A 19,220-nucleotide genomic window follows, 5' to 3' on the forward strand; every position below is an offset into this window, starting at 1 on the left:
TCGCGGGCCGGGAGCACTCAGCCGAGCAGGACGACCTCCACCTCGGAGCCGGGCTCCACGGACTCCACGTCCTCGGGGACGACGATCAGCGCGTCGGCGTGCGCGAGGGCCGCGACCAGGTGGGATCCGGCACCGCCGACCGGGGTCACGGAGCCGTCGGCGTACGTCCCGCGCAGAAACTGTCTGCGGCCCTTCGGCGAGGTCAGCGCCTTGCGCGCGGTGAGGGTCGCGCGGGTGCGCGGCCGGTGCACGTCCTGGAGTCCCATGAGGGCGCGGATGGCGGGGCGGACGAAGAGCTCGAAGGAGACGTACGACGACACCGGGTTGCCGGGGAGGGCCAGCAGCGGGGTGTGGTCGGGGCCGATGGAGCCGAAGCCCTGGGGCTTGCCCGGCTGCATGGCGAGCTTGCGGAACTCGATGCCGCTGCCCGGCTCGTCCTCGTCACCGACGTACGACAGGGCCTCCTTGACCACGTCGTACGCCCCGACGCTCACGCCGCCCGTGGTGACCAGGAGGTCGGCGCGCACCAGCTGGTCCTCGATGGTGGAGCGGAGGGTCTCCGCGTCGTCGGCGACGGCGCCCACCCGGTAGGCGATGGCACCGGCGTCGCGGGCGGCGGCGGTGAGGGCGAAGCTGTTGGAGTCGTAGATCTGGCCGCTGCCCAGCTTCTCGCCGGGCTGGACGAGTTCGCTGCCGGTGGACATGACGACCACGCGAGGGCGGGGGCGCACACGGACCGTGCCGCGGCCGATCGCGGCGAGCAGGGCGATCTGCGGCGGTCCGAGGACCGTGCCGGCCTCGAGGGCGCGGTCGCCGGACTTCACGTCGCTGCCCTTCGCGCGGACGTGCGCGCGTGCCTCGGCCGGGCGGTACACGTGCACATGTCCCTCGGCGCCCTCGGGGGACAGGGACCGGGCGCGCATACCGGTCGCCGGGCCCTCGCCGAGGCCGCCGTCGGTCCATTCGACGGGGACGACGGTCTCCGCGCCGGGCGGCAGCGGAGCGCCGGTCATGATGCGGGCGGCCTGGCCGGGGCCCACATGGAGCAGGTCGGCCTGGCCCGCCGCGACGTCCCCGACGACGGCCAGGACGGCGGGGAACTCCGCGCTCGCGCCCGCGACATCCGAGACCCGCACCGCGTACCCGTCCATGGAGCTGTTGTCGAACGGCGGCAGGGAGACGGGCACCGTGACGTCCTCGACCAGGACGCAGCCCTGGGCGTCGAGGAGTTGCAGCTCGATGGGTTCCAGGGGGCGGACGGTCGCGAGGATGTCCTCCAGGTGTTCGTCCACCGACCAGAGATGGTCCTGGCCGGTGGTGCGGGGCGCGGCGCTGCTCAACGTTGCTACATCTCCTCGGCTACGTAACTGCGAAGCCAGGTCCGGAAGTCCGGACCCAGGTCTTCACGTTCGCATGCGAGTCTGACAATGGCACGCAGGTAGTCGCCGCGGTCGCCGGTGTCATAGCGGCGGCCCTTGAAGACGACGCCGTGCACCGGGCCGCCGACCTTCTCGTCCGCCGCGAGCTGCTGGAGGGCGTCGGTCAGCTGGATCTCGCCGCCACGGCCGGGCTCGGTCTTGCGCAGTATGTCGAAGATGTGCGGGTCGAGGACGTAGCGGCCGATGATCGCGTAGTTGGACGGGGCGTCGGCGGCGGCCGGCTTCTCGACCAGGTCGTGGACCTTGACCACGTCCGCGTCCTGGGTGGGGTCGACGGCAGCGCAGCCGTAGAGGTGGATCTGCTCCGGTGCGACCTCCATGAGCGCGATGACGCTGCCGCCGCGCTGCTCCTGGACCTCGACCATGCGCGCGAGGAGCGGGTCGCGCGGGTCGATCAGGTCGTCGCCGAGGAGGACGGCGAAGGGCTCGCGGCCGACGTGCGGGGCGGCGCACAGCACCGCGTGGCCGAGGCCCCTGGGGTCGCCCTGCCGCACGTAGTGCATGGTCGCGAGGTCGCTGGACGCCTGGACCTTCGCGAGCCGGCCCGCGTCGCCCTTCTTCTGGAGGGCGGACTCGAGCTCGTAGTTGCGGTCGAAGTGGTCCTCGAGGGGGCGCTTGTTGCGGCCCGTGATCATGAGGACGTCGTCGAGGCCCGCCGACACGGCCTCTTCGACCACGTATTGGATCGCCGGCTTGTCGACGACCGGCAGCATCTCCTTGGGAGTGGCCTTGGTGGCCGGCAGGAACCGTGTGCCGAGGCCCGCTGCAGGGATGACAGCCTTGCTGATCCTGGGGTGCGACTGGGTCATGGCGGCAACCTTATCCGGTGCCTTTGCAGGGAATCTGAGGCTCCGGTTAATTGGCTCTCATATGAGCACATATGGAAGGGTACGGGTGCGACCTATGAGTCACATCGGACGTGCGACCGAGGCTGACAAGCGAATGTTGCGGCGAGAGCTCCTCGCGGTGAGAAACAGATTGACGGCCGATGACGTGCGGGAATCCGCCGACGCGCTGGCCGGCCGCGCGCTCGGGCTGCCGGAGCTGGCGCACGCGCGCACGGTGGCGGCGTACGTCTCCGTGGGAAGCGAGCCGGGCACGCTCGCGCTGCTGGACGCGCTGCGCGAGCGGGGCGTGCGCGTCCTGCTTCCCGCCCTTCTCCCGGACAACGATCTCGACTGGGGCGCCTACGCCGGGGAGGGCTCCCTCGTGCGCATCCAACACGGCGGAAAAATGGCCCTCTTCGAGCCCGCCGGCGAACGCCTCGGACCGGATGCCGTGACCGGCGCCGACGTCGTGCTGCTGCCCGGTCTCGCCGTCGACGCCCGCGGGATGCGGCTCGGGCGCGGCGGAGGGTCGTACGACCGCGTCCTCACACGTCTGGAGCGCGCGGACGCCCATCCCGCGCTGGTGGTGCTGCTGTACGACTCGGAGGTCGTCGGGCATGTCCCGGAGGAGGCGCACGACCGGCCGGTGCATGCGGTGGTGACGCCGTCGGGGGTACGGAGGTTCACATGAGTAGTGCCCTCCACGCGCGCGTGGAGGGCACTACTCATGTGAACCGTGATCTAGGGCCGGTGGCTCATGGCTTCAGGACCAGGGTGTCGCTCGTGTTCTTGTCGACGGCCTTGTCCGAGAAGTTCCAGTCGAGCAGCTCGCCCTTGACCCACTTGCTCGTCTGGTCGGTGTAGTGGGCGCTGTAGGCGTGCCCCGAGGCGCCGGTGAGGTTGATCCACTTCGACTTGTCGAGGTCGTCGAGGTTGACCACCATGCGCATCGACGGCACCCAGACGACGCCGTAGCCGCCCGCCGCGTTCCAGCCGGTGGCGTTGACCGTCGCCTCGCCGCCGCTGAGCTTCCAGGGGCCGCGGTTGAGGATGTACTTCACGAAGGCGGGGCCGTCGGTGCCGAGGGTCTGGTTCTTCAGGAACAGACGGTGCAGCCGGCCCCAGCTCCAGGTGTCGATGTCCTTGCCGAGCTTGGCCGTCAGCTCCCAACGGGCGTCGATCATGGCGCGCTTGAACAGATCGTCGCGGTTGTCGCTCGCCCCGGGCCGGGTGAGCGACTTGGGCGTGGACCACCAGTCGCTCTTCTGGTCGTCCACGAGGTTGCGGACGACCTCGAACCAGCGGTCGCCGCCGTCCGGCTGCGCCTGGTCGGCGGCGCGCTCGCCACACTCGCGCACCTTGTTCGTCTCGTCCGCGGGCCCGGTGCTGTTGACCGGATCGACCCACAGGCACTGGCCCTCGACCCGCAGCTCCTTGGGCAGCTTGTTGCCGAAGGCAAGCTTGAGGATGTTGCGCCAGACCGAGTTGAAGTAGGCGGCCGCCGCCGAGTCGGCGTCCTGGGTGTAGTCCCAGCCCTCCAGGAGGTCCTGCGCCTCGCGGACGGCCTTCGCCCCGCGGACGTCCTTGTCCGTGATGTCGATCTTCAGCAGCTTGGGCACGAGCAGCTTGGCGATCTCGCTGCTGTTGTCCAGCTGCATCTGGCGCATGTCGTCGGTGGAGATCTTGCCGCCGCCCCTGATCTTCGACTCGATCAGGTCGGTGATCCGCTGGCTGCGGGTGCCGTAGCCCCAGTCGGTGGTGAGCGTGTAGGGGTACTTGTCCTTGTCGATCACTGCCTGGTTGGCGGTGACGATGTAGCCGCGCTTGGGGTTGAACTCGTACGGCAGCGCGTCCTTGGGGATGTACCCGGTCCACTTGTAGCTGGAGTCCCAGCCCGGCGCCGGGATCGAGCCGTCGTCCTTCTTCGCGCGCGTGGGGATCTTCCCGGGCAGCGTGTAGCCGATGTTGTTCTTGTCGGCGTAGACCAGGTTCTGCGAGGGCACGTCGAACAGGGCGGCCGCGGAGCGGAAGTCGCTCCAGTTCGACGCCTTGTCGATGGCGAAGACGGCGTCCATGGAGGTGCCCGGGTCGAGCGCGGTCCAGCGCAGCGCGATGCCGTAACCGTCGCCGCGGTCGGGCGCCGCGGTGTTCACGGTGGCCTTCTTGCCGACCGTCACGAGCTCGTCGTCGCGGTCGGAGAGCAGGGGCATCCCGTCGGCGGTCTGGCGCACGACGATCGTCTTGGACGTGCCGCCGGCGACCTTGATGGTCTCCTCACGGGTCTTGAACGGCCGCACCGTGCCGTCGTAGAGGTAGCCGTCGCCGGAGACCTTCTCCAGGTACAGGTCGGTGACGTCGACACCGGAGTTGGTCATGCCCCAGGCGATGTCCTGGTTGTGGCCGATGACCACGCCGGGCATGCCCGCGAAGGTGTAACCGGTCACGTCGTACTGGCACTTGCTGGAGACCGTGCGGCAGTGCAGGCCCATCTGGTACCAGACGGACGGCAGCGAGGCCGACAGATGCGGGTCGTTGGCCAGCAGCGGCTTGCCGGTGATGGTGTGATCCCCGGCGACCACCCAGGAGTTGGAGCCGATGCCCTGGCCGTTCACGCCGACGGCCGTGGGCACGTTGTCCAGGACCTTGTAGAGACCCGACAGCTGGCTCGTCAGGGCGGAGCCGGCCGCCGACGAGGAGGACGTGCCGGTCGCGCCGGCCCTCGACATACCCGACGTACCGCTCGTGGACGAGCTGCCGTTCTGCTCGAACGTCTTGGTGAGCGCGTTGTACTGGCCCTCCTGGACGATCGCCTTGTTGCGGCTGTACGGGTAGTCCGGGTACAGGTCGGCGATCTGCTTCGGGCCGAGACGGCTGGTCATCAGGGCGCGGTCGATCTCGTCCTGCATGTTGCCGCGCAGGTCCCAGGCCATCGCCTTCAGCCAGGAGATCGAGTCGACCGGGGTCCACTGCGCCGGCTTGTAGTCGTTGACGAAGCCCAGGGCCGCGTACTCCAGGGAGATGTCCTTGCCGTCCTTGCCCTGCAGGTAGGCGTTGACTCCCTTGGCGTACGCCTGGAGGTACCTCTTGGTGGAGGCCGACAACTTGGTGTCGTACTCCTTCTTCGCCACCCGGTCCCAGCCCAGGGTGCGCAGGAATTCGTCGTCCTTGACCTGGTCCTTGCCGAACATCTCCGACAGCCGGCCGGAGGTCATGTGGCGGCGCACGTCCATCTCGTAGAACCGGTCCTGCGCCTGGACGTAGCCCTGCGCCATGAACAGGTCCTCGTCGGAGGAGGCGTAGATCTGCGGGATGCCGTTGCCGTCGCGCTTCACGTCGACGGGTCCCGACAGGCCGTCGAGCGTGATCGAGCCCTTGGTCTGCGGGAACGACGCGCGGACGGTGCTGATGGACCAGTACGCCCCGTAGGCGACGCCTCCGATGATGGCCAGGACCAGGACCAGCACGACCAATCGGGCTTTGCGCCCCTTCTTCCTGCCGGACTTGCCGGGCTTGTCACCCGTTGTGGCGGTGATGTTGGGGGGCATCGCTGTCCTTGCTGTCCTAACGCGAGCGGCAGGCGGGGCTGTGACTTTGAATGAGCGCTGGAGCAACCATAGGCGCAGGGCCTCGCGCCCCTTGACGCGGAGTCGGGAACAAGACGGGCGGGCGTTCGATCTCGCCCCGGCGAGCGTCAAGAAATCGTCAAGAGTTAGGTAAGGTAACAAAGTACTTGGGTGCGGAGTTTCTCGGCTTCGTGTCCTATGTACGTGAGCTCCCGCGCGGGATGCGTGTGAGCCAGGGAAGGGAACGGCCGCTGACTGTCCACCACCTCAACCAGCTTCTGCTCGTCTGCTCGCTCGTCCTGCTCGTCGCCGTGGCAGCGGTCCGGATCTCCTCGCGCAGCGGGCTCCCCAGCCTGCTCGTGTACCTGGGGATCGGGGTCCTCATGGGCCAGGACGGGATCGGCAACATCCACTTCAGCAATGCCGAGCTGACCCAGGTCATCGGATACGCGGCCCTCGTCGTGATCCTGGCCGAGGGCGGTCTGGGCACGAAGTGGAAGGAGATCAAGCCGGCCCTGCCGGCCGCCTCCGCACTGGCGCTGGGCGGGGTTGCGGTGAGCGTCGGGGTCACGGCGTCGGCCGCGCACTTCCTGATCGGGCTGGAGTGGCGGCAGGCACTGATCGTCGGGGCGGTGGTCTCCTCCACGGACGCGGCGGCGGTCTTCTCGGTGCTGCGGAAGATCCCCCTGCCCGCGCGTGTGACGGGCACGCTGGAGGCCGAGTCCGGCTTCAACGACGCCCCGGTGGTCATCCTGGTGGTCGCCTTCTCCACGGCAGGCCCGGTCTCCCACTGGTACGTGCTGCTGGGCGAGATAGCCCTGGAGCTCGCCATCGGCGCGGCCATCGGCCTCGCGGTGGGCTGGCTCGGCTCCTGGGGCCTTCGGCACGTGGCCCTGCCCGCCTCGGGCCTCTACCCGATCGCCGTGATGGCGATCGCCGTCACCGCCTATGCGGGCGGCGCACTCGCGCACGGCAGCGGCTTCCTGGGCGTCTACCTCGCCTCGATGATGATGGGCAACGCGAAACTGCCCCACTGGCCCGCCACCCGCGGCTTCGCCGACGGGCTCGGCTGGATCGCCCAGATCGGCATGTTCGTCCTGCTCGGGCTGCTGGTCACCCCGCACGAACTCGGCGACGACGTGGTGCCCGCGCTCGTCATCGGCCTGGCGCTGACCATGGTGGCGCGTCCGCTGAGCGTGGTGCTGTGCCTGGTGCCATTCCGGGTGCCGTGGCAGGAGCAGACCCTGATGTCCTGGGCCGGGCTGCGCGGCGCGGTCCCCATCATCCTGGCGACGATCCCGATGGTGCAGGGCGTCGACGCCAGCCGCCGCATCTTCAACATCGTCTTCGTCCTGGTCGTCGTCTACACCCTGGTCCAGGGGCCGACGCTGCCCTGGCTCGCCCGCAAGCTGGAGCTGGGCAAGGACGCGGAAGCCGCCGACCTCGGCATCGAGTCGGCCCCGCTGGAGCGGCTGCGCGGGCATCTGCTGTCCGTCGCGATCCCCGAGGGCTCGAAGATGCACGGCGTCGAGGTGGCCGAGCTGCGCCTGCCGGCCGGGGCCGCCGTCACCCTGGTCGTCCGCGAAGGAAAATCGTTTGTCCCCCTGCCCACCACGGTCCTGCGGCGGGGCGACGAACTGCTCGTCGTCACCACGGACCCGGTGCGGGACGCGGCGGAGAAGCGGCTGCGCTCGGTCGGCCACGGCGGCAAGCTGGCCGGATGGCTCGGGACGAACGGGGCGGGAGCGGGAGCCGGGCGTTAATGGTGTGTTTCGTACGGTTCACACCCTGGGTAATCGCAGGTGAACGCCCGCATGGTGCTCGTATTCACAGGCACATCAGCCGCTGATCCCTGTAGGATGAAGGCGCACCCAGATCGAACCAACTCTGCCTGACGCAGTGCTGGCGCGACCGTATGGCGGCCGGGACGTCCCTAGGCAGTGGACCGCCGGTATCTACCGCAGTTCCGCGCAAGAGGACAGCTCTCGGCGCCGCCCGCACCAAGGGGCGCGCTACCAGGCGGCAGAAAGGCACGGGCCGTGGCATCCACGGTCACCTCCCGCCCGGGCTACGGACAGCTGCTGCGCACCCGCGGCGCCTGGACGTTCCTGCTCCCCGGCTTCGCGGCACGCCAGCCGTTCGCGATGCTCACCATCTCCATCGTGCTGCTGGTGCAGCACACCACCGGCTCCTATGGCGCGGCGGGCGCCGCGGCGGCCGTCACCGGCGTCTCCATGGCCCTGTTCGCGCCCTACAGCGGCCGTCTCGCCGACCGCTACGGACAGCGCGCCGTGCTGATCCCCGGCGTACTGCTGCACTCGCTGGCGGGCCTGACCCTCACCGCGCTCGCGCTGGCCCACGCACCCCTGTGGGCGCTGTTCGCGGCGGCCGTGCCGACCGGCGCCTCGGTGCCGCAGGTCGGACCCATGGTGCGCGCCCGCTGGGGCGTGAAGCTCCAGGGCTCGCCCCTGATGACCACCGCGGCCGCCTTCGAGTCCGTCACGGACGAGCTGACCTTCGTCTTCGGGCCGCTGCTCGCCACCGCCCTGTGCACCGCCGTCACCCCGGCCGCGGGCCTGGTGACCGAGGCCTCGCTGACGCTCGTCGGCGGTCTGCTGTTCGCGGCGCAGAAGGGCACACAGCCCGCGGTCACCGCGACGGGGCACGCGCGCGTGGAGCACGCTTCCGCTCTGCGCGTCCCTGGGGTGCGCGTTCTGGTCGTGGCCTTCCTCGGCATCGGCTCCGTCTTCGGCGGCATGCAGGTCTCGCTGGCGGCGTTCACCGAGTCGATAGGCGAGCCCGGCCTGAACGGCGTCCTCTACGGCGTCTTCGCGGCGGGCAACATGCTCTCCGGCATCGTCTGCGGCGCCGTCGCCTGGAAGGTGGCCCCGCAGCGGCGGCTCGTCCTCGGATACGGCGCCCTCGCCCTCGCGGCCTCCGGCCTGTGGGCCGCCCACTCGGTGCTCGTCCTGGCCGGCCTCGGCCTGCTCGTCGGCATGTGCATCGCGCCCGCGCTGATCACCGGCTACACGCTGGTCGAGGGTCTGGTCCCGGCGGGCGCCCGCACCGAGGCGTTCACCTGGCTGACCGGCGCGGTGGCACTCGGCCAGGCCGCGGCCGTCACGGTCGCCGGACAGCTGGAGGACCGCTTCTGGGGCGGGGCCGGATTCCTGGTGCCGATGGCCGGTACCGTACTGGCGCTGACGACCCTCGTGGCCCTTCGGTCACGGCTCGTGGCGCGGCCCCGCAGTCTGACCGTCGCACGTGGCGTCGGTCACCGAGTGCCGGTGACGGTGGACTGATCCTCAGGAATACGTCACTATAGACGCTCGTTAGCACTCATTGAGTGAGAGTGCCAGGAGGAAGACAGTGCCCACCTATCAGTACCAGTGCACCGAGTGCGGCGAGGGCCTCGAGGCGGTGCAGAAGTTCACCGACGACGCTCTGACCGAGTGCCCCAACTGCGGTGGCCGCCTGAAGAAGGTGTTCTCCGCGGTCGGCATTGTCTTCAAGGGCTCGGGCTTCTACCGGAACGACAGCCGCGGCTCCTCTTCGAGCAGCTCGCCCGCGTCGAAGTCGTCGACGTCCACCTCGTCGTCGGCGCCGTCCTCGTCGTCCTCCGACTCGAAGCCGTCGAGCACCGGCACCACCTCCAGCAGCAGCTCCGCCGCCTAGGACTTGCTCACGGGACCCTGGACCCTGTCGTCGTACGACGGCAGGGTTCCAGCCGTCTCCTGATCCCCCTCTCCGCGCGCCGCCGACGCCGGATACTGTGCGGCCATGGCGAACGCAGAGATCGGTGTAATCGGCGGCTCGGGCTTCTACTCGTTCCTCGACGACGTGACCGAGGTCCAGGTGGACACCCCTTACGGGCCGCCCAGCGACTCCCTCTTCCTCGGCGAGCTCGCCGGCCGGCGGGTCGCCTTCCTGCCCCGCCACGGCCGCGGCCACCATCTGCCGCCGCACCGGATCAACTACCGGGCCAACCTGTGGGCGCTGCGGTCGCTCGGCGTGCGCCAGGTGCTCGGTCCGTGCGCGGTGGGCGGGCTGCGCCCCGAGTACGGGCCGGGGACGCTGCTCGTGCCGGACCAGCTGGTCGACCGTACGAAGTCCCGGGTGGGGACGTACTTCGACGGACTCCCGCTGCCCGGCGGCAACATCCCGAACGTGGTGCATGTGTCCCTGGCCGATCCCTACTGCCCCGTCGGACGCGCGGCCGCCCTGAAGGCCGCGCGCGGCCGGGACTGGGAGCCGGTGGACGGCGGCACCCTGGTCGTGGTCGAGGGGCCGCGATTCTCGACCCGCGCAGAATCGTTGTGGCATCAGGCGCAGGGTTGGTCGGTGGTCGGCATGACCGGCCATCCCGAGGCGGCGCTCGCCCGTGAACTGGAGCTGTGCTACTCGACGATGACGCTGGTCACCGACCTCGACGCGGGCGCCGAGACCGGCGAGGGCGTCTCGCACGACGAGGTGCTGCGGGTGTTCGCGGCGAATGTGGACCGGCTGCGGGGCGTGCTGTTCGACGCGGTGGCCGCCCTGCCGGCGAACGAGGACCGGGACTGCCTGTGCACGAACGCGCTGGGCGGAATGGACCCGGGATTCGAGCTGCCGTGACGAGGTGCCGAGGACGGGCCTCGGGGAGCCGAGCCTCGCGGTTTGGCGCGGGGCAGGCTCCGGAACTCCCCGTTCCGGTGAGGGAGTTGTCCACAACCCGTCGGTAGTCCACCGGCGCCGACAGAGATCGCCGCGAGGCCTCATCGTGGGCCTGCAAGCCGATTCCTCGACGCAGGCGGTGATCCGCATGTCCCTCCCTCCCCCGTCCTTCTTCCCCTCCCCTTCCACCCCGCGCCCACCCGGCGCCGACGCCCCCGCCACCTGCGAGGTCCCGCACTTCGCCCCCGTGCGGGTGCGCGGCGGGCGGTATCAGCTACGACGGCTCGTACGGCACCGCAGGCGAGCCGTGGCCGCGGGCCTCGCGGTGACCGCGGCCGCGCTGGTGGCCGCGGGACCACGGGTCACCGCTCCGGCGCGTGGGCATCCGGTGGCGGATCCCGTACGCAAGCACCGCGCCGTCGAGATGGTGGCCGCGCCGGTGCGGATCGCCGACGGGGCCACGGTCCGGCTGCTCAGGCCCGGTGACCGGGTGGACGTCGTCGCCGCCCGGCAGACGGCGACGGGCGGCGATGCCCGCGTGGTCGCGCGCGGGGCGCGAGTGACGAAGGTGCCGGAGCCCCTGGACAACGGGGACGACAGCGGGGCGCTGGTCGTGCTCTCGGTCCCTCGTTCCACCGCGGCACACCTCGCCGGCGCGAGCGCGACGGCGCGGCTGGCGGTGACGGTGTGCTGATCCAGCCACCCGGACGGGCAGGGCGGTCCAGCCGTGCCGTAGGTTGCGGAACTGTTTGTTCCCCAACCTGTGCGTGCGAGAAGAGGACCCGAGGTGAGCGAGAAGAAGGAACCGAGCATCTGGCACGGCTTCAAGGCCTTCCTGATGCGCGGGAACGTCGTCGATCTGGCGGTGGCGGTGGTGATCGGCGCCGCGTTCACCAACATCGTGAACTCGATGGTGAAGGGGCTCATCAATCCGCTGGTCGGGGCGATCGGCACCACGAACCTCGACAACTACAAGTCCTGCCTGAGCGAGAAGTGCGAGGGCAGTCACGGGATCCAGCTCCTGTGGGGCTCGGTCCTCGGCGCCACCCTCAGCTTCGTGATCACCGCGGCCGTCGTCTACTTCCTGATGGTGCTGCCCATGGCGAAGTACCTCGCCCGCGTGGAGGCCCGCCGCAAGGCGCGGGAGGGCACCCACGAGGTGATCGAGGTGACCGAGCTGGAAGTGCTGAAGCAGATCCGCGACGAGTTGGTCGCACAGCGCGCGGCCGGGCGCAACGGGCGGTAGCGGCAGCGGCCCGGGCGGCTCAGAGGTGGTGGGGCGGCTTCTCGTCGAGGAAGCGCTTCAGGTCGGCCGCGGAGTCCCCGTCGGAGCCCGGCCGCTCGCCCCAGCCGCGGTCGGTGTCGTCCGAGGACTGCTGGTCCAGCGGGTCGTCGAAGATCAGCGCGGGCTTCGGAGCGCGCGGCTCGGGGGCGGGGGCGGAGGTCATGCGTCCAGGGTACGGCCCCGAGGGTGCGCGGCGGCCGGGTCGCGCCGGTGGCCCGCCCGGCCGGCGGGCCAAGCGCCGTGCGGGCAGGCCCGTCGCTGCCGCCAAGGAATTCCCGCCGGTTGTCTGCTGTGCTTGGTCCCATGACGAACAGCTCGACTCCGCCGCCCGCGTCCTCCGGCACGCCGGCGAACCGCCGACCACTGCGCAGGCTCACGGCCCGGGGCCGCGAGGAGGCACACCGCGTCGCCTCGCCGCTGGAGCTCTTCTTCGATCTGTGCTTCGTCGTGGCCGTCGCCCAGGCGGGCGTCGAGCTGGTGCACGCCCTCGCCGCGCGGCACGCGGGCGAGGGGATCCTCAACTACGGGATGGTGTTCTTCGCCATCTGGTGGGCGTGGATGAACTTCACCTGGTTCGCCTCGGCGTACGACAACGACGACGTGCTCTACCGGGTCGTCACCCTGGTCCAGATCGCCGGGGTGCTGGTGCTGGCAGCCGGCATCTCCCGGGCGTTCGAGAAGCACGAGTTCCTGGTGGTCTGGCTGGGCTATGTGATCATGCGGGCCGCCATGACGGCGCAGTGGCTGCGTGCGGCACGGTCGACCGAGGGCGCCGAGCGGACCATGGGGCTGCGCTATGCCGCGGGTGTGTCGCTGTGCATGATCGGCTGGCTCGGGCTGGTGGTGCTGCCGGTGGGCGCCCGGGTGTGGGTCTTCGTGGTGATGGCGGTCCTGGAGATGTGCGTGCCGCCGTACGCGGAGAAGGACCACCCCACGTCCTGGCATCCGCACCACATCTCCGAGCGGTACGGCCTGTTCACGATCATCGTGCTCGGCGAGACCATCGCGGCGGCCACCGTCGCGGTGAAGTCGGGCATCGACGAGAACGACGCGCTGGGCGAGCTGCTGCCCATCGCGGCGGGCGGACTGCTGATCATCTTCGCCGCCTGGTGGATCTACTTCGCGGTGCCGATCCACGGTCATCTGCGATCCAACGGGCAGGCGTTCCTGTGGGGTTACGGCCACTATCTGATCTTCGCCTCGGCGGCCGCGGTCGGGGCGGGCCTGGAGGTGGCGGTGGAGCAGGCGGTCGGCAAGGCGCACATCTCCACGCTGGAGGCGTCGGCGGCGGTGACCCTCCCGACGGCGCTGTATCTGCTCACCGTGTGGGCGCTGCACTCCCGTTACTACAAGGTGGGCATCGCCCAGCAACTGGTGCTGCCGAGCACGGCGTTGCTCGTGATCGTCTGCACCTTCCTGGGCCACTGGGCGGTGTTCGCGGCGGGCCTGGTGTCGGCGCTGGCCGTGGCGTCCGGGGTGGTGCTGGCGGCGCGCAGGGGTGCCGGGGAGCCCGGGGCGAGCGGATCGGGCGGATCGAGCGGGGAGCACGCGACGAGTCCGGTCGGCTGACGGGGCGCTGTCGTGCCGGGCCGGGCGAGACTGGCTCCATGACAGTTGACGCATTGACGGACGTCACCGGAGTGCGGGTGGGGCATGCGACGCGCACCGGCGGCGGTTGGCTCACCGGCACCACGGTCGTCCTCGCCCCGGAAGGCGGCGCGGTCGCCGCCGTGGACGTGCGCGGCGGCGGCCCCGGCACCAAGGAGACCGACGCGCTCGACCCGCGCAACCTGGTGCAGAAGGTCGAGGCGATCGTGCTGACCGGCGGCAGCGCGTACGGCCTCGATGCGGCGTCGGGGGTGATGGCCTGGCTGGAGGAACAGGGACGCGGGGTGCGCGTGGGGGTGGACCCTGCGCATGTGGTGCCGGTGGTGCCCGCCGCCTGTGTCTTCGACCTCGGGCGGGGCGGCGACTTCCGGGCCAGGCCCGATGCCGCCACCGGCCGGGCGGCGGTCGAGGCGGCCGCGGCGAGCGGGTTGGGGGCGCGGGTGCGGGAAGGGTGCGTGGGCGCCGGCACCGGGGCGGCCGTGGGGCCGATCAAGGGCGGGGTCGGCACCGCGAGCGCGGTGCTCGGCTCGGGGATCACGGTGGCCGCCCTGGTGGTGGCCAACGCGGCCGGATCGGCGATGGATCCGGAAACGGGGGTTCTGTACGGGGAGTTGTTCCAGGGGCGCGTGAACCACCCCGAGAGTCCTGTGCACGAGGCCGCGCGTCGACGCCTGGCCGAGGCCGCGGAGAAGAACGGGCTCCCGCCCCTGAACACCACGCTCGCCGTGGTCGCCACCGACGCGGACCTGTCGAAGGCGCAGGCGCAGAAGCTCGCCGGTACGGCGCACGACGGCATCGCGCGTGCCGTGCGGCCGGTGCATCTGCTCAACGACGGGGACACAGTGTTCGCCCTGGCGACCGGAGCGCGCCCGCTCGACGCCGGGCACCCCCTCGCGCTGAACGAGATCCTCGCGGCGGGCGCGGACCTGGTGACACGGGCGATCGTGCGGGCCGTGCGCGCCGCCGAGCCGGTGGACGGGCCCGGCGGGATGTGGCCGTCGTACGAGGAGTTGTACGGACGTCGGTAACAACAGGGCTGCGTTCGCACGCGATTGTCCCGGTTCTGTCACGTGATCGCCTTCATCGCGGACGGAGGGAACCCCACGGTCCGCCGATCCCCTCCTTTCACACGCACTGGAACGGACACCGCACATCACACGAACCTGGAGCAGCCCGTGACAACGCCGGACATTGCAGCGCGGCGCGTACGCATACTGGGAGCCTGTGCCGCCCTGGTGGTCGGCGCCCTCACCCTGACCGCCTGCGGCGGCGACGCCAACGCCAACTCCTCGAGCTCCTCGAGCGACAGCAAGGATGACAAGGGTTCGACCAGGACGTCGACGGCGAAGATCGTCATCTCGGCGAAGGACGGCTCGACCGCCGCGTCGATCAACACGACCGGCGTGCAGGTCAGCGGCGGCAGGCTGACCGACGTGAAGATGACGGTGGCCGGGTCGGGCCAGACGGTTCCGGGTTCGATATCCGCGGACGGCGGGGCGTGGAAGCCCAAGGCGCAGCTGGAGCGCGGGACGAAGTACCAGATCTCGGCGACCGCCAAGGACGGCAGCGGCCGTACGGCGGCGGCCAACTCGATCTTCACCACCGTCAGCTCGGCCAACAGCTTCATCGGGACGTACACGCCGGACAACGGGACGACGGTCGGCGTGGGCATGCCGGTGTCGTTCGACTTCGACAAGGTGATCAGCGACAAGAAGGCCGTGCAGTCGCACATCACGGTCACGTCGAGCAGCGGGCAGAAGGTGGTCGGGCACTGGTTCGGGGCGCAACGGCTCGACTTCCGGCCCGAGGAGTACTGGAAGGCCGGCTCCAAGGTCACGATGAAGATCGACCTGGACGGCGTCGAGGGCGCGAACGGCGTCTACGGGGTGCAGAAGAAGACCGTCACCTTCACCATCGGGCGCTCGCAGGTCTCCACGGTGGATGTGAACACGCAGACCATGACGGTCGTGCGGGACGGCCAGACGCTCAAGTCGGTGCCGATCTCCTCGGGCAGCCCGGAGCACACGACGTACAACGGGCAGATGGTCATCTCCGAGAAGTTCCAGCAGACCCGGATGGACAGCAGGACGGTCAACCTGGGCGGCGAGTACAACATCCCGGACGTACCGCACGCAATGCGCCTGACGAACACCGGCACGTTCATCCATGGCAACTACTGGTACAGCAGGAGCAATCCGCCCTTCGGCCGCCAGGGCACCAGCCACGGCTGCGTCGGGCTCGCGGACGTGCAGGGCGCCCAGGGCGCCACGAGCGCCAAGTGGTTCTACGACAACTCGCTGATCGGCGACGTCGTGATCGTCAAGAACTCCCCCGACAAGACGGTCGCCCCGGACAACGGGCTCAACGGCTGGAACATGCCGTGGAGCGAGTGGGTGGCGGGGAGCGCCGCGTAATCGCCGCCTGAGCAGCACCTTCTGACAGATCGTCGGGCCGTGTGGGAACTCCTCACACGGCCCGCGCGTTTTCTGTGCGTACGTTTTCTCGGTTCCCGGACATGATGTCCGACCGAGGGGCTACGGTATGCACCCACAAGGTGACATGCAGCAACGCCGGGAGAAACCTTGAGCGTTCCGTACGAGACGGCAGCGTACGAACCAGCCGAGTCGCCCGAGTCTCCGGAGGAGCATCTCGAGCGACTCCTCGGCCGTGCCCTGAACTCCTTCGAGCTGCCGGACGAGACGATACGGCAGCTGGACAGCGCGTTGGCGCACGACAGTTCGCTGCACTCCGCGCACCACAGCGCGGGGCTGCACCGCGAGACGTACCGGCACACCTGGCTGCTGGTCGACGGCTCGGCGCTCACTCTGTGGGAGCTCGTGCACAACACCGCGCCGGGCAGCCTCGCGCAGCACGAGGTGTATGTCGACGAGGAGGAACTGCGTGCGGCCACCGCGCGGCTGCCGCTGTCTCCGCACGCACCGGACTTCGAGCTTCCGGTGACGGTGCAGCTGTCACCTGTCCCGGCGCCGCGGCACGCGTATCTGCCGGACGACTCCGCTGATCATGCGCGCCGGCTGCTGCGCCGCGCGGAGAACCCGGACCGGCCGGGCGCGGAGACGGCCGCGCTGCTGACCACGGCGTTCGCGCACCAGATCACACAGGCCTTCGGGCGGCCGTGCCGGGCGGGGCGGGCCGGGCTGTGCTTCTCGCTCTACGAGCACGCGTTCCTGCTGCGTGACGGCGTGGAGGTCTCCCTCTGGGAGGTGGAGCACACGGCGACGCCCGACGGACGGCACATGTGCGAGGTGTACGTCAGCGAGGACGCGGCCCGGGATGCGATGGAGCGGCGGGCGGCTCAGGTCTCCTGACCCGCCGGCCCGGGGGTCAACGGCTGTCGCTGAGCTGTCGTACCAGGCCCGCGAAGGCGGCCCGCTCCGCCGGCGTCAGTTCGACGTGCTCCAGACGGGGAGGAAAGTGCCGCTGGTGCGGAAGGGACCGCCGGGGGGTGCGGCCGGTGTACCACAGGGTGCGGAAGGCGAGCCGCAGGCTGCCGGCACCGGAGCGGCCGCGGCGCATCAGGCCGACCAGGCCGAGCGTCCAGACGACGGCCGCGAAGGCGAGGACGGCCACTCCCAGCGACTGGAGGATCGAGACGTGCTCATCGGGCATGCACCCCAGTAGACATCACGGTCCGGGACTTTGGCCCCGGACCGTGATGTATCCCACCAAAGGGATATGTGCACCCGGCGGTTACGCCGCCACCGGCTGCTTCGCCTGGGCCGTCGCCGTCGACGTGTCGTCCGTCGTGCCGGGCTGCGCGGCCCCCGGCGCCGGCTTGCGCATGCCCTTCAGGAAGACCACCAGCGTGGTGCTGACGCACACGCCGACCGCGATGGCGATCAGGTAGAGGAAGGCGTTGCCGATCAGCGGGACCACGAAGATGCCGCCGTGCGGGGCGCGCAGGGTGGCGCCGAAGGCCATCGACAGGGCTCCGGTGATCGCGCCGCCCACCATCGAGGAGGGGATGACGCGCAGCGGGTCGGCCGCGGCGAAGGGGATCGCGCCCTCGGAGATGAAGGAGGCACCCAGCACCCAGGCGGCCTTGCCGTTCTCACGCTCGGTCTCGGTGAAGAGCTTTCCGCGGACCGTGGTGGCCAGCGCCATCGCCAGCGGCGGGACCATGCCGGCGGCCATCACCGCGGCCATGATCTTCATCGCGGAGTCGCTCGGGTTGGAGACCGCGATACCGGCGGTGGCGAAGGTGTACGCGACCTTGTTGACGGGGCCGCCGAGGTCGAAGCACATCATCAGGCCCAGCAGCAGGCCGAGCAGGATGGCGTTGGATCCGGAGAGGCCGTTCAGCCAGTCGGTCATGCCCTTCTGGGCGGAGGCGATGGGCTTGCCGACCACGACGAACATCAGGAACCCGACGATCGCCGAGGAGATCAGCGGGATCACCACCACCGGCATGATGCCGCGCAGCACCGCCGGGATGTTGATCTTCTGGATCGCCATCACCACACCACCGGCGAGCAGACCGGCGACGAGGCCGCCGAGGAAGCCCGCGTTGATGGTGGAGGCGATCATGCCGCCCACGAAGCCGGGGACCAGACCGGGCCGGTCCGCCATGCCGTACGCGATGTAGCCGGCCAGGACCGGGACCAGGAAGCCGAAGGCCACGGCGCCGATCTGGAACATCAGGGCGGCCCAGCTGTCGGTCTGCGTCCACACGAAGTGGTCCATCACCGAGGGCGCCGACTTGATCTTGTAGCCGCCGATCGCGAAGCCGAGGGCGATCAGCAGACCGCCGGCCGCGACGAACGGGACCATGTAGCTCACGCCGGACATCAGCCACTTGCGCAGCTTGGTGCCGTAGCCCTCGCCGGACTCCCCGGCGCGCTCGACCGGGGTGCCGGGCGCGGCCCCCGCGGTCACCTCACCGCGCTCGGCCTTGCCGCGCACCTCGGTGATCAGGTCGCCGGGCCGGTTGATGCCGGCCTTCACGCCGACATCGACGGTCGGCTTGCCGGCGAAGCGTTCCTTCTCCCGTACGGGGACGTCGTGCGCGAAGATCACGGCGTCCGCCGCGGCGATGACGGCCGGGTCGAGCCGGGTGAAGCCGGCCGAGCCCTGCGTCTCGACGGTGACCTCGACGCCCGCCTCGCGACCCGCGTTCTCCAGCGACTCGGCCGCCATGTACGTGTGCGCGATACCGGTCGGACAGGAGGTGACGGCGACGATACGGAAGGGGCGCTCGTCCGCGGCGGGGGCGCCCGACGCCGGGGCGGACGCGTCCTCGACGCTCGCTCCCGGCGCCGGGGCCGTGCTGCCCGCTGCGGCGTCGGCGGAGGCCGCCCCCGACGCCGCAGCGGAGTCTTCGGAGCCGGTCGCGGCCGGCTCGTCCCCACGGATCAGTGCGGCCGCGGCCGCCGCGTCGCCCGCCGACCGCAGCGCGTCGGTGAACTCGGCGTTCATCAGCTGCCGGGCCAGCGACGACAGGATCGTGAGGTGGGCGTCGTCGGCGCCTGCGGGGGCCGCGATCAGGAAGATCAGGTCGGCGGGGCCGTCCGCCGCGCCGAAGTCGATGCCGGCGGCGCTGCGCCCGAAGGCCAGCGTCGGCTCGGTGACGTGCTCGCTGCGGCAGTGCGGGATGCCGATGCCGCCGTCGAGGCCGGTGGGCATCTGTGCCTCGCGGGCGGCCACGTCGGCGAGGAAGCCGTCCAGGTCGGTCACCCGGCCCAGGGCCACCATGCGCTCGGCGAGGGCACGCGCCGCCGCTTCCTTCGTATCGGCGGACAGGTCGAGGTCGACCAGGTCCGCGGTGATCATGTCGCTCATCGCGGGCTCCTTCGCACGCGTATCGCCCGGGGGGTGGGGTGGGCGG

At 70.5% G+C, this 19,220-nt stretch carries 17 protein-coding genes; 11 read left to right on the top strand and 6 right to left on the bottom strand.

Annotation, left to right across the window (positions count from 1 at the left end; all coding sequences use genetic code 11):
* Positions 1-17: 17 nt before the first annotated feature.
* Both glp and galU read right to left on the bottom strand, forming a co-directional pair.
* Positions 18-1,340 carry a molybdotransferase-like divisome protein Glp gene (gene glp / locus ABD355_RS22085; RefSeq protein WP_344402253.1) on the bottom strand — a complete coding sequence of 441 codons (1,323 nt, stop codon included), beginning with the start codon at positions 1,338-1,340 and terminating at the stop codon, positions 18-20.
* 5 nt (positions 1,341-1,345) lie between these two features.
* Complete coding sequence (gene galU, locus ABD355_RS22090) at positions 1,346-2,248, bottom strand: UTP--glucose-1-phosphate uridylyltransferase GalU (RefSeq protein ID WP_344402254.1); 903 nt, start codon at positions 2,246-2,248, stop codon at positions 1,346-1,348.
* Between the two features lie 94 nt (positions 2,249-2,342).
* On the opposite strand from galU, the gene ABD355_RS22095 reads away from it, so the two are divergent.
* Complete coding sequence (locus tag ABD355_RS22095; protein WP_344402255.1) at positions 2,343-2,957, top strand: 5-formyltetrahydrofolate cyclo-ligase; 615 nt, start codon at positions 2,343-2,345, stop codon at positions 2,955-2,957.
* Positions 2,958-3,021: 64 nt separating this feature from the next.
* On the opposite strand, the gene ABD355_RS22100 is transcribed toward ABD355_RS22095, so the two are convergent.
* Positions 3,022-5,811 carry a penicillin acylase family protein gene (locus tag ABD355_RS22100; protein ID WP_344402256.1) on the bottom strand — a complete coding sequence of 930 codons (2,790 nt, stop codon included), beginning with the start codon at positions 5,809-5,811 and terminating at the stop codon, positions 3,022-3,024.
* Between the two features lie 239 nt (positions 5,812-6,050).
* Here ABD355_RS22100 and ABD355_RS22105 point away from each other — a divergent pair, with 239 nt between their 5' ends.
* The 6 genes from ABD355_RS22105 (at position 6,051) to mscL (ending at position 11,728) form a co-directional block, all read left to right on the top strand.
* The gene (locus ABD355_RS22105) at positions 6,051-7,592 is read left to right on the top strand and encodes a potassium/proton antiporter (protein ID WP_344402341.1); all 1,542 of its coding nucleotides are present in this window, start codon (positions 6,051-6,053) and stop codon (positions 7,590-7,592) included.
* A gap of 276 nt (positions 7,593-7,868) precedes the next feature.
* Positions 7,869-9,131 carry an MFS transporter gene (locus tag ABD355_RS22110; protein ID WP_344402257.1) on the top strand — a complete coding sequence of 421 codons (1,263 nt, stop codon included), beginning with the start codon at positions 7,869-7,871 and terminating at the stop codon, positions 9,129-9,131.
* Between the two features lie 67 nt (positions 9,132-9,198).
* Complete coding sequence (locus tag ABD355_RS22115; protein ID WP_344402258.1) at positions 9,199-9,504, top strand: FmdB family zinc ribbon protein; 306 nt, start codon at positions 9,199-9,201, stop codon at positions 9,502-9,504.
* Between the two features lie 105 nt (positions 9,505-9,609).
* Positions 9,610-10,443, top strand: coding sequence for an S-methyl-5'-thioadenosine phosphorylase (locus ABD355_RS22120; RefSeq protein WP_115907645.1), 834 nt, complete (start codon positions 9,610-9,612; stop codon positions 10,441-10,443).
* 187 nt (positions 10,444-10,630) lie between these two features.
* Complete coding sequence (locus tag ABD355_RS22125; RefSeq protein ID WP_344402259.1) at positions 10,631-11,176, top strand: hypothetical protein; 546 nt, start codon at positions 10,631-10,633, stop codon at positions 11,174-11,176.
* A gap of 93 nt (positions 11,177-11,269) precedes the next feature.
* Complete coding sequence (mscL, locus tag ABD355_RS22130; protein WP_344402260.1) at positions 11,270-11,728, top strand: large conductance mechanosensitive channel protein MscL; 459 nt, start codon at positions 11,270-11,272, stop codon at positions 11,726-11,728.
* A 19-nt stretch (positions 11,729-11,747) separates the two neighbouring features.
* Here mscL and ABD355_RS22135 read toward each other — a convergent pair whose 3' ends face one another.
* Positions 11,748-11,930 carry a hypothetical protein gene (locus ABD355_RS22135; RefSeq protein ID WP_030942012.1) on the bottom strand — a complete coding sequence of 61 codons (183 nt, stop codon included), beginning with the start codon at positions 11,928-11,930 and terminating at the stop codon, positions 11,748-11,750.
* Between the two features lie 140 nt (positions 11,931-12,070).
* Here ABD355_RS22135 and ABD355_RS22140 point away from each other — a divergent pair, with 140 nt between their 5' ends.
* The 4 genes from ABD355_RS22140 (at position 12,071) to ABD355_RS22155 (ending at position 16,704) form a co-directional block, all read left to right on the top strand.
* Positions 12,071-13,336 (top strand): low temperature requirement protein A, encoded by a 1,266-nt coding sequence (locus ABD355_RS22140; protein WP_344402261.1) that lies wholly within the window; start codon positions 12,071-12,073, stop codon positions 13,334-13,336.
* Positions 13,337-13,374: 38 nt separating this feature from the next.
* Positions 13,375-14,403, top strand: coding sequence for a P1 family peptidase (locus tag ABD355_RS22145; protein ID WP_344402262.1), 1,029 nt, complete (start codon positions 13,375-13,377; stop codon positions 14,401-14,403).
* Positions 14,404-14,550: 147 nt separating this feature from the next.
* Positions 14,551-15,789 (top strand): L,D-transpeptidase, encoded by a 1,239-nt coding sequence (locus ABD355_RS22150; RefSeq protein WP_344402263.1) that lies wholly within the window; start codon positions 14,551-14,553, stop codon positions 15,787-15,789.
* 168 nt (positions 15,790-15,957) lie between these two features.
* On the top strand, positions 15,958-16,704 hold the full coding sequence (locus ABD355_RS22155) for a DUF6227 family protein (protein ID WP_344402264.1): 747 nt from the start codon (positions 15,958-15,960) through the stop codon (positions 16,702-16,704).
* Positions 16,705-16,720: 16 nt separating this feature from the next.
* Here the strand turns inward: ABD355_RS22155 and ABD355_RS22160 are convergent, their stop codons facing one another.
* Both ABD355_RS22160 and ABD355_RS22165 read right to left on the bottom strand, forming a co-directional pair.
* Complete coding sequence (locus ABD355_RS22160) at positions 16,721-17,005, bottom strand: hypothetical protein (RefSeq protein WP_344402265.1); 285 nt, start codon at positions 17,003-17,005, stop codon at positions 16,721-16,723.
* 81 nt (positions 17,006-17,086) lie between these two features.
* Positions 17,087-19,174, bottom strand: a complete 2,088-nt coding sequence (locus tag ABD355_RS22165) for a PTS fructose transporter subunit IIABC (protein ID WP_344402266.1) — start codon at positions 19,172-19,174, stop codon at positions 17,087-17,089.
* Positions 19,175-19,220: the final 46 nt, after the last annotated feature.

It is taken from the genome of Streptomyces longisporus (assembly GCF_039532765.1).
Classification (GTDB): Bacteria; Actinomycetota; Actinomycetes; order Streptomycetales; family Streptomycetaceae; genus Streptomyces; species Streptomyces longisporus.

What these genes read in the sequence shown, in the direction of transcription:
- galU (WP_344402254.1), bottom strand. Translation starts at nt 2,248, where the DNA reads ATGACCCAGTCGCACCCCAGGATCAGCAAGGCTGTCATCCCTGCAGCG.
- ABD355_RS22095 (WP_344402255.1), top strand. Translation starts at nt 2,343, where the DNA reads ATGAGTCACATCGGACGTGCGACCGAGGCTGACAAGCGAATGTTGCGG.
- ABD355_RS22100 (WP_344402256.1), bottom strand. Translation starts at nt 5,811, where the DNA reads ATGCCCCCCAACATCACCGCCACAACGGGTGACAAGCCCGGCAAGTCC.
- ABD355_RS22105 (WP_344402341.1), top strand. Translation starts at nt 6,051, where the DNA reads ATGCGTGTGAGCCAGGGAAGGGAACGGCCGCTGACTGTCCACCACCTC.
- ABD355_RS22120 (WP_115907645.1), top strand. Translation starts at nt 9,610, where the DNA reads ATGGCGAACGCAGAGATCGGTGTAATCGGCGGCTCGGGCTTCTACTCG.
- ABD355_RS22125 (WP_344402259.1), top strand. Translation starts at nt 10,631, where the DNA reads ATGTCCCTCCCTCCCCCGTCCTTCTTCCCCTCCCCTTCCACCCCGCGC.
- ABD355_RS22135 (WP_030942012.1), bottom strand. Translation starts at nt 11,930, where the DNA reads ATGACCTCCGCCCCCGCCCCCGAGCCGCGCGCTCCGAAGCCCGCGCTG.
- ABD355_RS22140 (WP_344402261.1), top strand. Translation starts at nt 12,071, where the DNA reads ATGACGAACAGCTCGACTCCGCCGCCCGCGTCCTCCGGCACGCCGGCG.
- ABD355_RS22145 (WP_344402262.1), top strand. Translation starts at nt 13,375, where the DNA reads ATGACAGTTGACGCATTGACGGACGTCACCGGAGTGCGGGTGGGGCAT.
- ABD355_RS22160 (WP_344402265.1), bottom strand. Translation starts at nt 17,005, where the DNA reads ATGCCCGATGAGCACGTCTCGATCCTCCAGTCGCTGGGAGTGGCCGTC.
- ABD355_RS22165 (WP_344402266.1), bottom strand. Translation starts at nt 19,174, where the DNA reads ATGAGCGACATGATCACCGCGGACCTGGTCGACCTCGACCTGTCCGCC.